The organism is Armatimonadota bacterium (assembly GCA_036504095.1).
Lineage (GTDB): Bacteria > Armatimonadota > DTGP01 > JAKQQT01 > JAKQQT01 > DASXUL01.
Genome location: DASXVS010000042.1, coordinates 75,129 through 88,616 on the forward strand (window position 1 = coordinate 75,129; position 13,488 = coordinate 88,616).

The 13,488-nt window shown below is 65.4% G+C and carries 9 protein-coding genes; 6 read left to right on the forward strand and 3 right to left on the reverse strand.

From position 1 onward, the window contains the following. Positions 1-9: 9 nt before the first annotated feature. Positions 10-1,677: an AarF/ABC1/UbiB kinase family protein gene (locus VGM51_08780; protein HEY3413138.1), complete on the reverse strand. Its 1,668-nt coding sequence runs from the start codon at positions 1,675-1,677 to the stop codon at positions 10-12. 389 nt (positions 1,678-2,066) lie between these two features. Between VGM51_08780 and VGM51_08785 the strand changes: the two genes are divergently transcribed. From VGM51_08785 to VGM51_08810, 6 genes are all read left to right on the forward strand, one after another. Continuing rightward, the gene (locus tag VGM51_08785) at positions 2,067-2,540 is read left to right on the forward strand and encodes a hypothetical protein (protein ID HEY3413139.1); all 474 of its coding nucleotides are present in this window, start codon (positions 2,067-2,069) and stop codon (positions 2,538-2,540) included. A gap of 300 nt (positions 2,541-2,840) precedes the next feature. Next, positions 2,841-3,281 carry a hypothetical protein gene (locus VGM51_08790; protein ID HEY3413140.1) on the forward strand — a complete coding sequence of 147 codons (441 nt, stop codon included), beginning with the start codon at positions 2,841-2,843 and terminating at the stop codon, positions 3,279-3,281. A gap of 324 nt (positions 3,282-3,605) precedes the next feature. Continuing rightward, positions 3,606-5,813 (forward strand): efflux RND transporter periplasmic adaptor subunit, encoded by a 2,208-nt coding sequence (locus VGM51_08795; protein ID HEY3413141.1) that lies wholly within the window; start codon positions 3,606-3,608, stop codon positions 5,811-5,813. Between the two features lie 9 nt (positions 5,814-5,822). Then, positions 5,823-9,311 carry an efflux RND transporter permease subunit gene (locus tag VGM51_08800; GenBank protein HEY3413142.1) on the forward strand — a complete coding sequence of 1,163 codons (3,489 nt, stop codon included), beginning with the start codon at positions 5,823-5,825 and terminating at the stop codon, positions 9,309-9,311. Next, on the forward strand, positions 9,308-9,967 hold the full coding sequence (locus VGM51_08805) for a hypothetical protein (protein ID HEY3413143.1): 660 nt from the start codon (positions 9,308-9,310) through the stop codon (positions 9,965-9,967). Before VGM51_08800 ends, VGM51_08805 begins: the two co-directional genes overlap by 4 nt. Before the next feature lie 16 nt (positions 9,968-9,983). Next, positions 9,984-11,411, forward strand: coding sequence for a TolC family protein (locus tag VGM51_08810; GenBank protein ID HEY3413144.1), 1,428 nt, complete (start codon positions 9,984-9,986; stop codon positions 11,409-11,411). A gap of 47 nt (positions 11,412-11,458) precedes the next feature. Here VGM51_08810 and VGM51_08815 read toward each other — a convergent pair whose 3' ends face one another. Further along, entirely contained in the window at positions 11,459-12,775 is a 1,317-nt protein-coding gene (locus tag VGM51_08815; GenBank protein ID HEY3413145.1) for a HAMP domain-containing sensor histidine kinase, read from the reverse strand. Next, the gene (locus tag VGM51_08820; GenBank protein HEY3413146.1) at positions 12,772-13,437 is read right to left on the reverse strand and encodes a response regulator transcription factor; all 666 of its coding nucleotides are present in this window, start codon (positions 13,435-13,437) and stop codon (positions 12,772-12,774) included. The genes VGM51_08815 and VGM51_08820 overlap by 4 nt, the downstream gene beginning before the upstream one ends. Positions 13,438-13,488 lie beyond the last annotated feature (51 nt).

Sequence of the window (13,488 nt, forward strand, 5' to 3'; positions counted from 1 at the left end):
GTCCGGGAGCTACCGCCCGGAACGCCAGAATGCGCCGAGGAGCCAGAGGCAGCACGCGATGCCGAGCGCGATCGCCGCTCTCAGCAGGAAAATGCCGATGTCATCCGAGCCGGCCGGCCGGTAGATGGCCGCCAGCACGCTCAGCCCGATCGCAATCCCGGCCGCGATGATGCTTATCGATATGCGATTGGCCGCCCGCTCGAAGCGCCTGGCGACCTCCTCCGGCACTTCGAACCGGCTGGCGACGGACAGTTCACCGCGGTCCAGTTGAACCAGCAGGTGGCGGAGCCGCTGAGGCAGGTCGAGACCGATCTCGGCCATGTCGATGGCTCCCTCGCGGGCTCGCCGGGTGATGACACGAAGGGAGTGGCTTCGCCGCCAGAAGCGCTTGAGGTAGGGTTTGGCGAACTCGAGCAGGTTGAAGTCCGGATCAAGGAACGCGCCCAGACCCTCATCCATGGCGATGACCTTGGTGAGCAGCGTCAGATCGCTGGGAAGCTGGAGGTGATGGCGCCTTGAGACGGTGGTGATGTCGCCGAAAACGTTGGCGGCGGTCACTTCGCCGAGAGGCTGCCCGGAGTACCTCTGCAGCAGACGTTTCAGATCGCGCCGGAGCGCCCCGCGGTCCACCGGTCCCGGCGCTGCTCCCAAGGCCAGGAGTTCGTCCACCAGCCCGTCCGCATCCTGCCGTGTAACGGCGATGGCCAGGCGCACAAGCGACTGGCCGAGGCGGTCTTCCACCTGCCCGACCATCCCGTAGTCCAACAGTGCGATGGTGCCATTGGATTGGACGAAAAAGTTGCCGGGGTGCGGATCGGCGTGGAAGAAACCGTGGTCCAGCACCTGGACAACCGCGATGTGCGCGCACCGTTCGGCGAGACTGGCGCGATCGATACCGGCGGCGTCGAGTGCGTCGAGATCGCTGATCTTGATGCCCGCGATCTCCTCCATCGTAAGCACTCTCTTGGTGGTGTGCTCCCAGTAGATCCTGGGCACGAGAAGTGATGGATCCGCAGCGAAGTTCGCGCGAATGCGATCGGCGTTGCGTCCCTCGCGCACGTAGTCGAGTTCGTTCCGCAGCGTGATGGCGAACTCGTCCACCCACCCTTCCAGGTCGTACTGCTTCCCAATCCGTGAGTTCTTCGAGAGAAAGCGGGCCAGGTCGCCCAGGATGGCGAGATCTTCTTCGACCACCGCTTCGATCGCGGGCCGCTGGACCTTGACCACGACGTGCGTACCATCGAGCATCACGGCATCGTGGACCTGGCCGATGGAGGCGGCGGCCCGTGGCTCCACCGCGAACGTCCGAAAGACCTCTTCCGGCGGCGCTCCCAGTTCCCGCTTGATGGTGGCGGCGATATCGGAAAAGGCCTCGTGCCGAGCCTGATCCTGGAGTTTGCTCAATTCGGCGATGTATTCCGGCGGCAGGAGGTCCGGGCGGGTGCTGAGTATCTGGCCCAGCTTGATGAAGGTCGGTCCTAGTTCATCGAGTGCGTTCCGGACACGCTCTGGCTGGGTCAGCGCCGGCGATTTTGCCCTGCCGCGCCAGTTTCGCACGCGGCCCAGGATCTCGTCGAGGCGCCATTCCGCCATGAGCCAATAGAAGCCATTGCGAACCAACACCTGTCCGATCTCGCTATAGCGCTTCCTGCGATGCGTTGCTACGCTGCTCGCCATGCGTTGTCTCCTTCGCTCCGGTCCCGCCGACCTGTCGCTCTACACATCGTATCGTTCGTCAGCGGCCATGGCAACGACACCTACACTCTTATGGCCGTTCCGCCGCATCTCTCCAGCCGCCGGCGGGTGAATGTGTATGCGACCGGCCGACGATGTGGGGTCCGGACGGCGGCAGGCTTGGTTCCTTTTGGTCGAAGCGGTTTCGCAGGCCCGGTCATTGGGTAAAAACACGAGTGGGCCGATTCGCCAACCGGCCAGCCTCAAGAGCGGCGCCGCACTGAACGCTTCTCCTCGGACTGTGCCGTCAGGCGGAACCGGTCCGGAATTTCCCGGATTGTATGTCCGGGCGTTTGGAACCTACGACAAGGCTCGAAGCAGGAGGTTGTGCGATGCGTATGCTAAAGAGCGCGCTTGTGGTTGGTGCGCTGTTGTTGTCCGGGATGGCCTGGGCCGGAGCGCCCAAGGTTACCGGCGAGATCCAGTTCATCAACGGAGGGCTTGAAGCCTACTCCGCCGTGAGCGTGCACGCTGACTGGGGCAACCAGACCGCGGGCGGCTGGTTCACTTATTCGGACGTGAACGGCGCCTATACGTTGGACGTTCAGTGCGTCAGCATCGACGTTGCGGCGGGAACCGCGACATTCGTGGGCGTCGTGACAGAGAGTACCCGGACCGATATCGTCGTCGGCAACAACATACAGATCTGGCTGGTGGATAATGGCAAGCCAGGGCAGATCCAGAAGGCAGGCGGCACTCCGGACGGCATCCAGGGCAACGTTGGTGACTGTGCGAAACTGGGCACTGCACCCCCGGGGCCGATGCTGCCCGCAATCGCAGGCAACATTACGGTGCACGATAAGTAGAAGGCGCCAATTGGACGCCGAAGCGGCTCCCGTCCTATCGGGGCGGGGGCCGCTTCCTCGTCCGGAGACCGCGCGTTGAGGTATGCGGGTGGATCAGAGATGAACGCCGATACGAGCCGCGACCTGCCGAATTGGTCCGCGAACAATGATATACCCGGTCAGACAGGTCGATATTGCTCTTTTCCGGCCCAGGTGGTATCATGCTGGTGAACGCCGGGTTCGGTTCCCGCTCCGTACGGAGCACCGGGTGAGACGCATCTTATGAACGGCTACCGACACAAATGCAGGAGGCTCTCGTGGATGACGGCCATGCTGGTCGTCCTTTCCACGTGGCTTTCGGTCGGATGGGAGTGCACCGGCGCATCGGCGGCGGCCCCTGTTGTGGGGGCGGCCTCCGGTATGTCGTGCCATATGACCGCGGCATCCGTCGCCGACGGCTCCGCGTGCGCTATGCCGTGCTGCCAGCAGCAGACCCGGTCGTCCGGACCGCAAGGGCTCGGTTCCCAGCGCCATTCGTCTCCCCTGACGTGCATGGCGCCGAAAACCAGCCAGACAGACATCATCGTTGCCGACGTTCACCCGCCCGTTGTCTGTTTGGTGATCTGCGTCGTCCCGTCACTCCTGTTGCCGGCGATCGACGCGGCTGTCGCCAGCCTGGCTCCGCCGTCCACCATACCGCTACCGCCGCGGGACCCACTGTCCCGCATCCTCAGTTCGCGCGCCCCTCCTTCTCTCGCGTAACAAGCACTTGGCACGCGGTCCCCGTGGGACGGCGTGCAACGGCGGCTTCGTTGCGGCCGCATGTCGGGATAGCCTGAGGACATCCGTCCGCCGAGCATCCCGGCGCGCACCTTCCAACCCTGCACGTTCGCATTGACCGGCAAGTGGCCCGCACGGGCGTTTGCGAGCTAGCGTTTAGGCGATGGGAAGGTGACGCAACCCACTCAGATTCCATCCGGGCCGTCGGCTTGCTCATCACGAGTTCGCGTGGCGGGGGTGGTATCCGTCTGGATCGAGAGAAAGGTTTTTGCGATGAACGAACTCTCAATATCGAGGATGGGGTGGATGAGAAGCGTGCGGACCCTGTCGGCGGCCCTCGCCGCTCTTCTCACATTGGGGCCGGCCTTCGCCGGGCCCCAGGCCCGGGTCGGCCCCTATACCATTGAAGTGGCCACCGATCCCGCTGTGATCGCGGTTGGCGACGCCAGACTCCTTATCCGGGTGACGGATGCCTCCGGAAAGCCGGTCGACGGCGCCACGGTAAGCGCGTTGGTAAAGATGCCGGCCATGGACATGGGGGAGGTCGAGCGTCCTGCCTCGCCCGTCGCCGGGACGCCCGGCGTGTACGAGGCCAAGGCGGCGTTCGCGATGGCGGGCGATTTCGAGGCGACGGTGAAGGTTGCCGGCCCGAATGGCGCAGCCACCGGCAAGATACCCTTGAAAACGGGACAGGACACCGGCGCTCTTTCGGCGACTCAAGCGGCAGGCGGCAGCGCGCCGTCCGGCCCGTCCCCGGCCCGGTTCCTGCCTTGGCTCCTCCTTGTGGCGGGGGCGGCGTTCATCGTCCATCGCATGCGCAAGACGGGGCAGCACATGAACTGGAAGGCTGTCCTGCACTGGCAGTTCCTGGTCGGCATCGCCATTCTCATCGTCCTGTTCCTCATCGCAAGCTACGCGGTTGGTCACTGGCGCCGCCCGGGTTCCATGACGCCGCTCGAAGCGCAGGGCATGGAGATGAACACGCCCGCGCCTCCCGGAACGGCGCCTGTGCAACTTGCCTCGGTGACGCGCGGACCCATCGACAGCACGGTCACATACACCGGTCAGGCGGCCGGCTTCTATGAGCAGGACGTTGTGGCGCGGGTGCGCGGTGTGATCGTGGATATGCCGTGCTACATCGGGGACCACGTGGTCAAAGGCCAGGTCGTCGGGCGCCTGGATACGAGTGAAATCGACCCGAAGATCGCCGAGAACCTGGCCATGGCCGATTCCGCCCAACAGGGCATCGTCGCGGCTCGCGCGGAATACAGGCAGGCGCTTGCGGCGGTCGCACAGGCGCGGTCAGAGAGCACCGGGAAGCAGAACGGAGTGCTCGACTCGCGCGCGAACCTCACGGCGGCGCAGCAGGAGAAGGCGGGCGCCCAGGCCGCGCTTTCGTCGGCGCAGTCGCAGCTATCCGACGCCCAGGCGCAGTTGGACTCGGCGACGGCGGACAACCTTTACTGGCAGGCCCAGGTTGGACGCACGCGAAGCCTGGAGAAAGCCGGCGCGGTCTCGGGCGAGGAGTTGCAGAAGGACGTCGCATCGGCGCAGGACGCCGCCTCCAAAGTCCGCCAGGCGCAGGCGCTCATCGCGAAAGTAAAGGCTGACATCCGGGTGGCACAGGCCGCCAGCCGCAAGGCGGACGCGATGATCTTGAGCGCGCGGGCCAAAATCGCCCAATCCGGCGATGAAACTGACGCAAGCCGCGCGCAGATCCGGACGATGCAGGCCGCCGCGGATGCGGCGAAGCAGCGTATCGCGCAGGCCGAATCCGCGCTCCTGCAGGCCGAGGCGGTCGTCACGCAGAGCTCGACCCAGCGCGATTTTGCCGTGCTGCGATCGGGCATTAACGGCATCGTCAGCCGGCATGGCCCCAACATCGGTCAGCTCATGAGCCCGGGCCAGGTGATCCAGACGATCGTCCAGGTAGACCCGATCCGGCTTCAGGCGAACGTCGCCGAGTCGGACCTGGCGAAAATCCGCGTCGGATCGCCGATCACCATCACCAGCGCCACGCGGTTGCGCACCCCCGTCCGGGCGCGGGTGACATCGATCACCCCGAGCCTCGATCCAACAAGCCGCACCGGCGTGGTGGAAGCGGTCCTTCCAAACCCGGACGGCCGCTTTGCGCCCGGGCAGTACGTGGTCATGAGCATCTCGGTAGGTCGAAACGCGTCGTCGCTGCGCGTTCCGACCGCTGCGGTTCACTGGCGCACGCCGGCGACGGGTGACGCCGTCAGCACGCAGGGCACGCCGTATGTGTGGGTCGCGGCGCCAGCCTCGGGCGGCCGATACACGGCTCGCATGGTGGACGTGGTGGTTGGGCTGACCGGCGGGACGACAACGGAGATCACCTCGGGTCTGAACGAAGGACAGAAGGTCGTAACCGTAGGCGCCGACACGCTCAGCGACGGGGATACGGTTGCTCCCGCCGGGTCGTCCGCGGCCACGTCTGGCCCGTCCTCGCCCAGTTCACCTGCCGCGGGTTCGATGCCCGGGATGAAGATGTAGGGCCATTCGATGAACACACCAAACAAACCCACGCGGTTCGATGTGCACGCTGTGAATCCGCTGCATTTGATCCACAAATGGTCCATCGAGCATCCCTATGTCATCGTCTCGTTCTACATCGCGGTCATCGCCATGGCCTACATCGCGCTCTCGGGGCGGATGCCCCGCCGCTTCGCGCCCTACGTGCAGAGCCCGATGCTGGGCGTCGTCACGATGATGCCGGGCCTGTCCGCACAGGAAATGGAGATGTACGTCTCCAAGCCGATCGAAGAGCAGATCGTCAACGTGAAGAACCTGCGCTACGCCCGCAGCACGTCGCAGGACGGTTTCTCCATCGTGACCCTCGAGTTCTACTACGGGTCGGATATGCAGAAGGCGCAGACCGACGTGCAGTCCCTGCTGAACGTCATCCAGGCCAACCTGCCCGTGACCGGGGCGAACATCAAGCCGTCGTGGGTTGTTTCCGTGGACCCGTTGAACTTGCCCGTGGCCACCTTGAGCCTGCGCGGCGACCCGGACAAAGGCTGGGATCCGGTCAAACTGCGCGAGTTCGCGGACAACGACGTCGTGAACGCTATCAAGCCCGTAAAGGACGTGTACTCGGTCGTGCCGTTCGGCGGCTACCGGCGGCAGATGCAGGTCATCGTCGATCGGAGCAAGGTGGCGGCCTACGGCCTCTCCATCCTGGACGTGAAAAACGGTATCGACCGTTACAACGTGGCGCGCTCGGCCGGCACCGTGACATCCGGGACGGGCGAGGGCATCGTCCGCGTGAACACCCTGGCGACCAGCGCACAGGACGTGCTGAACTACCCGATCACCAGCGTGAAACCCGGCGTGCCAGCCGCGGCGCCGCCTGGAGACACCGGCGGCTCCGGGGGCGGCGCCGCGATGGGCATGGGCGGTGGCGGCGGCGCATCGGCCGCCGCTCCGGCACCCGCACCGACGGCACCATCGTCTACTTCGCCGCGTGTGATCTATGTCCGGGACGTTGCCAGGGTGGTGGATACGCACTGGGAGCGCCGCAGCGCCTACCACTACCTGAAGAACGACGGAGCAGGGCCGGCCGAGGTCATCCCGTCCATCGAGGTGAACGTTATCCAGAACCCCGGGGCAAGCGCCGCGGAGGTGGAACCCGCCGTGCTGCAGGCCGCGCGCGATCTGGAACGTCAGAACCCCGGCATCCATTTCGACGTGGCGTATGACAGCGCGCACTTTGTGAACATTCTCTTCGAGAACGTCTGGCACGAACTGGCTGTGGCGATCCTGTTGACCGCGCTGGCGGTCCTGTTTTTCCTCGGGGAATGGCGGGGGACGGTGATCGCGATGATCACGCTGCCGACGTCGCTGGCGATGGCCATCCTCTTCATGATGCCGCTGGGGATGACGTTCAACTCCGGCACGCTCATCGGCCTGCTGCTGTCGATCGGGCGCCTCGTGGACGACTCGATCATCGACATCCACGCCGTGGAGCGCCACCTCCGAATGGGAAAGGACCCGAAAACGGCGACCATCGACGGCATCGCCGAGGTCCGCCTCGCGGTCATCGCGTCCACGCTGATGATGGTCCTGGCGCTCACCCCGCTGCTTTTCTCGGGCGGGCTGGTCCAACTGATGTTCCGCGAGTTGGTCTGGCCGATCATCTTCGGCCTGCTGGCTTCGATGCTGGTGTCGTTCACCCTCACCGCCCTCCTGTGCGCCAATTTCCTGCGGCACGAGGAGGAGCGGGCGGCGGACCGCAAGCATCCTGTGCTGAAGTGGCTTTACGTACCGCTCGATCCGTTCCAGCGCGGCCTGAACCGCCTCGAAGCGTGGTATGCCCGTTCCATCGACTGGATGCTGGAGAACCGGTTCTGGTCGTTTGCCCGCATCGCGGCGGTCGTGATCATCGGCTTCACGTTCTACTACTTCCTGGGCTCCGAAATGATGCCGTTGGCGGATGTGGGCCAGGCAAGCGGCCTCCTGGAGATGGCGCCCGGAACGACGTTCGCACAGACCGAGCAGGCCGTTCAGCAGGTCGAGAAGATCATGCTCAAGTACCCGGAGTTGCAGAAGGGCAGTATAGAGATCGGCCAGGAGACGATGTTCGAGTCTTGGAACCCGTTCTTCACCGGCTACCAGATGCCCCAGGTGAACGCGGCATCGATGATGCTGACTTTCAGCGACAAGGGAGAGCGCAAGCGCACTATTTTCCAGATGATTGACTCGATTCAGAAGGAGGCTCTGGCAGCGGTTCCGGGCATTCGGCGGTTCCAGATCAAGGAGATGGGCTCGGATGTGATGGCGACCTCCGCCGCGCCCGTCCACGTGAACATCTACGGGCCTGACCTGGCAACGCTGGACCGCCTCGGGCGGCAGGTGCTGAAGGTTGCGGACAGGATGCCCGAGATGTACCAGCCCGGCACGACGTGGAGCATGAGCCTGCCGGACTACGAGATCAAGGTGGACCCGCAGCGCGCCCAGGAAGTGGGCCTCTCGCCAGAGAGCATCAGCCAGCAGGCTTACTACGCCCTCCGCGGAGGCCTGACGAACGAGTTCTACCGGCTGCCCAACCGGCGCCAGGACACTATCCTGGTCCGGTACGACCAGGCCGACCGCCAGACGGCCCAGAACGTTGAAGCCATGTACGTCACCGGCCCGGACGGCCGTCAGATACCGCTGAAGAGCGTGGCGACCGTCGAGCGCACCGTGGCGCCGTCCGTGATCGAGCACGATCAGATGAAGCGCGTCATCGGGGTTACCGGCTTCTACCGGCTTGGTAACCTGCCATCCATGGACGTCGTGATGAACCTCGTCTCCAACACCTACGCGGGGAATCCCAAACTGGGAATTCAGAGAGTGAACTTCCCGCCGGGATACGGGATGGAGATGCGCGGCGATATGACGCAGATGATGGACTCTTTCCGGCGCCTCATCGGCGGGCTGGCGCTCGCGCTGATCTTCATGTACCTCGTGCTCGTCGCCCAGTTCCGGGGGTTCCTGCAGCCGTTCCAGATGATCGTCAGCCTCCCGTTGGAACTGGCCGGCGTGTTCATCGCGCTGTTCATCGCCCACCAGGCGTTCTCAACCGTCTCGATCCTCGGCGTCATCGTGCTGACCGGCATGGACATCACCACCGCCGTGCTGATGATCGACCTGATCGTGAAGTACCGCGACCGCGGGGTTCCTCGGGACCAGGCCATCCGCGAGGCGTGTCCGCAGAGGCTTCGGCCGATCCTGATGACCTCGGCCATCAGCCTCATCGTGCTCCTGCCGGTGGCGATCGCGCCGAAGACCGGGCTGGACGCCTACCAGCCGCTCGCGACGGCCGTGTGCGGAGGATTGCTCGTCGGCACGGTGCTCTCGCTGATGGACATCCCGATCATGCACACGTTCATGGACGACTTCATCCGCTGGGTGAACAAGACGTTCCTGGGGCGCGATTGGGAGTGGCCGGTGACTGATGAGCCCGGCGCCGGGCCCGTAGAAGAGTCAGTAACGACAGGAGCTGCGAAATGAGCAACACGAACAAGCGTGGCGCTAATCGGACGCGCCTCGCACCATCGACTGAAGTCGACGGCTGCCCACCCAAAAGTCGGCTGAAGCCGACTGCGGACAAACCGTCTTCAGACGGTGTCGATTATCAGACGTTGGCTTCAGCCAATGGCAGGCGACCACTCATCAGGGTCGGCCCGGGCCTGGTTCTGGCGGTACTCGCGAGCATCGCGGTATGGGCGTTCATGCCAAGGCAGCCGAGCGGTCCGAAGATATCACCTTCGCCGGCGTCAATGCCTGCGATCTCGAGCGCGCCGGATCCGCACTGGCTCCTCCGTCAGGCGGATGCCCTCGGGTTGACCCCCGTCCAGGCGTTCAAACTGAGCCGCCTCGTCAACCGGTGGGACCGCGATACAGCCGGCCTGAAGCGGGACCTGGACGCCGCGGCAGCGGACCTTCGAAGACGCATGCCGAGCCGGCCGGAGGCGAAACTCTCCGTTCAGAAGATGCAGCAGGACGCCGGCCCGATGGCGGCGTTGTCGGGACAGATGGCGGACGCCCGCCGCGCATGGTGGGCGGAAGCGAGGACCGTACTGACGCCCAGCCAGCGGGCCAAAGCCGAGGCGGCCTGGTCCGACCAGTGGTCCGGGCGTGGCACGGCGAAAGAGGAGTCGAGGTAGCACCATGAACAAACCAATGAGCATAATATTGTCCCTCAGTCTCGCGGCGCCCCTTTGGGCGCAGCCGGCGAGCGTTCCGGACACCTCAGCCGCCGGAGCGCTCGGACCCATTCTGGCATCGCGGCCGGTGATCCACCAGGCGCTCACCATCGATCAGGCGGTCGAGATCGCACTGAGGGAGAGCCCGGTGGTCAGGGGCTCCGCCGCCGATGTTGACGCCGCCATTGGGCGTCTCCGGGCGGCCCAGGCGGAGCGGCTGCCATGGCTATCCACCAACGCCTTCGTTTCCACAGGCAATTCGGCGAGCGTGATGTCAACGCCGCCTCCGACACAGCCGGCGGCGATCATGGCGCTGCCGGATAGAAGGTTCACCGACCTGAACCTATCGCTGATGCTTCCGCTCTTCACGGGCGGGCGGTTGGAAGCTATGATCAGGCAAGCGGAGGCGCTTCGGCGCGCCTCGGATGCAGATCTCGCCGCACAGCGCCAGACAGTGGCACTGATGGCCCGCACCGCTTTCCACGACGTGCAGGCCCGCCGCTCTCTCGTCGACGTTGCCAAAGCGCGGCTGACGGAGAACGAGGCGCGGCTCAAGAACGATCAGGCACGCTTCCAGGTCCAACAGATTCCCGAGTACTATCTCAGGCGCGACGAAGCGGAGGTCGCGGCCGCGCAGCAGGAAGTCACGAATGCGAAGCGGGACGCCGACCTCTCTGTTGTCCAATTGAAAACCATCATGGGGATCAGCCCCGCGTCGCAGATCGATGTCTCCGGCAGCCTGGCCGATCCGTCCGCGGAGTTTCTGACGGGCCTAACCCGCCAGGCGCCATCTATGGCGTCAGGAGGCGCTGCATCGACATCCGATGATCTGTCGGCACTGCTGCGGCTGGCGGAACGGCAGCGTCCTGAGCTTCGGGGGGCAGAAGAGCGTTTGAGGGGCGCCGGCCACGAGGTCCGATCGGTGCGCGGGGCCTACCTCCCACAGGTCAGTGTGGGCGTGATGGGCGACTGGATGAAGATGGGCGGCGATCCATCGCAGACAGGGACCACCGCCGCGCTCATCGCGTCCTTCCCGCTCTACAACGGCGGGCAGCGCGAGGCGCGGCTGCGGGAGGCGGACGCGATGCGCAGGCGCTCGGAGCAGGATCGGCAGGAGGCTGCCCTCCAGGTGGCGCAGGACGTGAGTACTGCCCTGCTGAATCTGCGTGCGGCGGAGCAGAATGTGGCAACGGCAAACGCGGGCCTGACAGCCGCCGAGGCGGAGTACAAGGCGGCGCAGCTGCGGTACGATGTGGGACGCAGCATCGTGGCGGAAGTCCTCGACGCGCTGGCTTCGCGCGTCCACGCCCAGAGCGACGTCGTGCAGGCCCGGTACCAGTATAACGTGGCGCAGGACCAATTGCTGCGAGCCGTGGGCGGACTTCCGGCGCCGGCGACGAGATAATCCGCGATTTCGCCCGCCGGCAAGGTGGAACCGCCCATCCGTACACCTCAGACGCCGGAATTTCCGCGGAACGCTACCGTCACAGTTACGGTGGCCGCGTCCTGGTGAAGCGCCAGAACCCAGCCGTTCGCGTCGGCCGCCGTCTTGCAGAGGGCCAGGCCCAGTCCGTTGCCGCCCGTCTCGGAATGGCGGTCCGCGTCCGGGCGGTAGAACGGCTCGAAGAGACGATCCCGGTCGAGCGGTTCACACGGTCCGGTTTCGTTGACAATGGAGAGCTCGGGCGCGGGTCCCTTCGTCAATCTGATATCCACACGGCCTTCCGGCTTCGAGTACTTCACGGCGTTCTCCACCAGATTTCGCACCACCATCTCCACGTGGGTCTCCGGCGCGAATGTCTGGCTGTCGTCCGGGATATCGAGCGCTAGATGCACCGCGCGGCGTTCGGCCAGCGGGGCGTAGGCCTCGGCGACCCGCTCGACGACCGAGACCAGGTCCACCCGCTCGCGCGGTGTCTGGCCGGTACCCGACTGGAGCCGGTTCAGCGCGAGGAGATCCTGCACCAATCGGGACAGGTATCCGGCCTGCTCGCGTGCCTCCTCGATGGCGGCTTCGTATTCCTCCGGTGGGCGCTTGCGCGTGAGCGCCAGCTCGAGGTGCCCCTGCAGCGCCTGCAGCGGAGTGCGCAGCTCGTGGGAGGCTGCGGCGTAGAACCTGTGACGGGCCGCCGTCGCCTCGTACAGCCGGTCCAGAAAACCGTTCAGGGTCCCCACCAGCGTGACCACCTCCGCGTCGTCGGATGGGGCGGACAATCGTACGCTCGCCAGATCGGCGGACGCGCGGGCGGCCTGGCGGCTGAGGAGTTCGATGGGCGACAGCGTGCGGCCAACAAGCACCCAGGCGCCGGCGCCCGTACCGAGAAGCACAACCACGCACAGGGCGGCCAGACCGAAAGCCTCCCGCCTGAGATCGCGTTCCGTCTTCACCCACGGCATGCCGAAGACGACCGTGTCCGACCCGAACTGCAGCGGCACGGTCCTCCACGCCGGGTGGGCGGCCCGGGGCGCCGCGGGGAGCTCTCTGTCCGTGGCGGACACGAGGTTGCCGGACCGGTCATACAGCGCGAGGGTAATGCCCTGGGAGCGGCGCTGGGCCGTTTCTTCGGCCATTTCGGACAGAATGGCGCGACGCCCGCCGTTTCCAACTTCGGCCCGGAACTGAGACGCCGCAGACCGCAGCAGGGAATCCGCCTCACGCTCGGCGGTCTGCCGCGCAAACCAGACGAGGCCGCTCCCGAGGACCAGCAGGAGCAAGGCGGCGATCGCCGTGAACGTCAGGGTCATCCGCGCGCGAATGGAGGACATCATCCCGGCGCCTCAATCCGGTAGCCGGTCCCGCGCACCGTGTGGATCAGCGGAACGGCGTGTCCTTTGTCGATCTTGCGGCGCAGGTAGGAGATGTAGACCTCAAGCACGTTATCCGTGCCGGCGAAGTCGTATTGCCAGACGTGCTGGAGGATCATGGAGCGGGTGAGGACGCGCCCCGCGTTGCGCATCAGGTACTCCAGGAGCGCATATTCCGTAGCGGAGAGCCGGATGTCCCGGCCGCCCCGGGCCGCCTGCCGGGTCGCAGGGTCCAGCGTCAGATCGCCCACCGTGAGCAGGGCCGGGGAGGAGACACCGCGGCGCAGGAGGGCGCGCATGCGAGCGAGCAGTTCTCCGACGTGGAAGGGCTTCACGATATAGTCGTCCGCCCCGCTGTCGAGGCCCTCGATCTTGTCCTCCGTCGTGTCTTTGGCGGTGAGGATCAGGATAGGGATGCCCACGCCGTTTGCCCTGAGTTGTTTGCATACGGAGAATCCGTCAAGCCCGGGCAGCATCACGTCAAGAAGGACAAGGTCGAACTCCTCCGCGTTCGCCAGCCCAACCGCCGCGAGGCCGTTGTGCACCACGAATGAGGCGTAGCCCGCTTCCCGGACAGCTTGTTCCAGGAAACGGGCCACACTGGGATTATCTTCGACTATGAGCACGTACAACGCTCAGGGTCCTCCATCAGCCTTCCGTGAACCTCACGTCGCGGG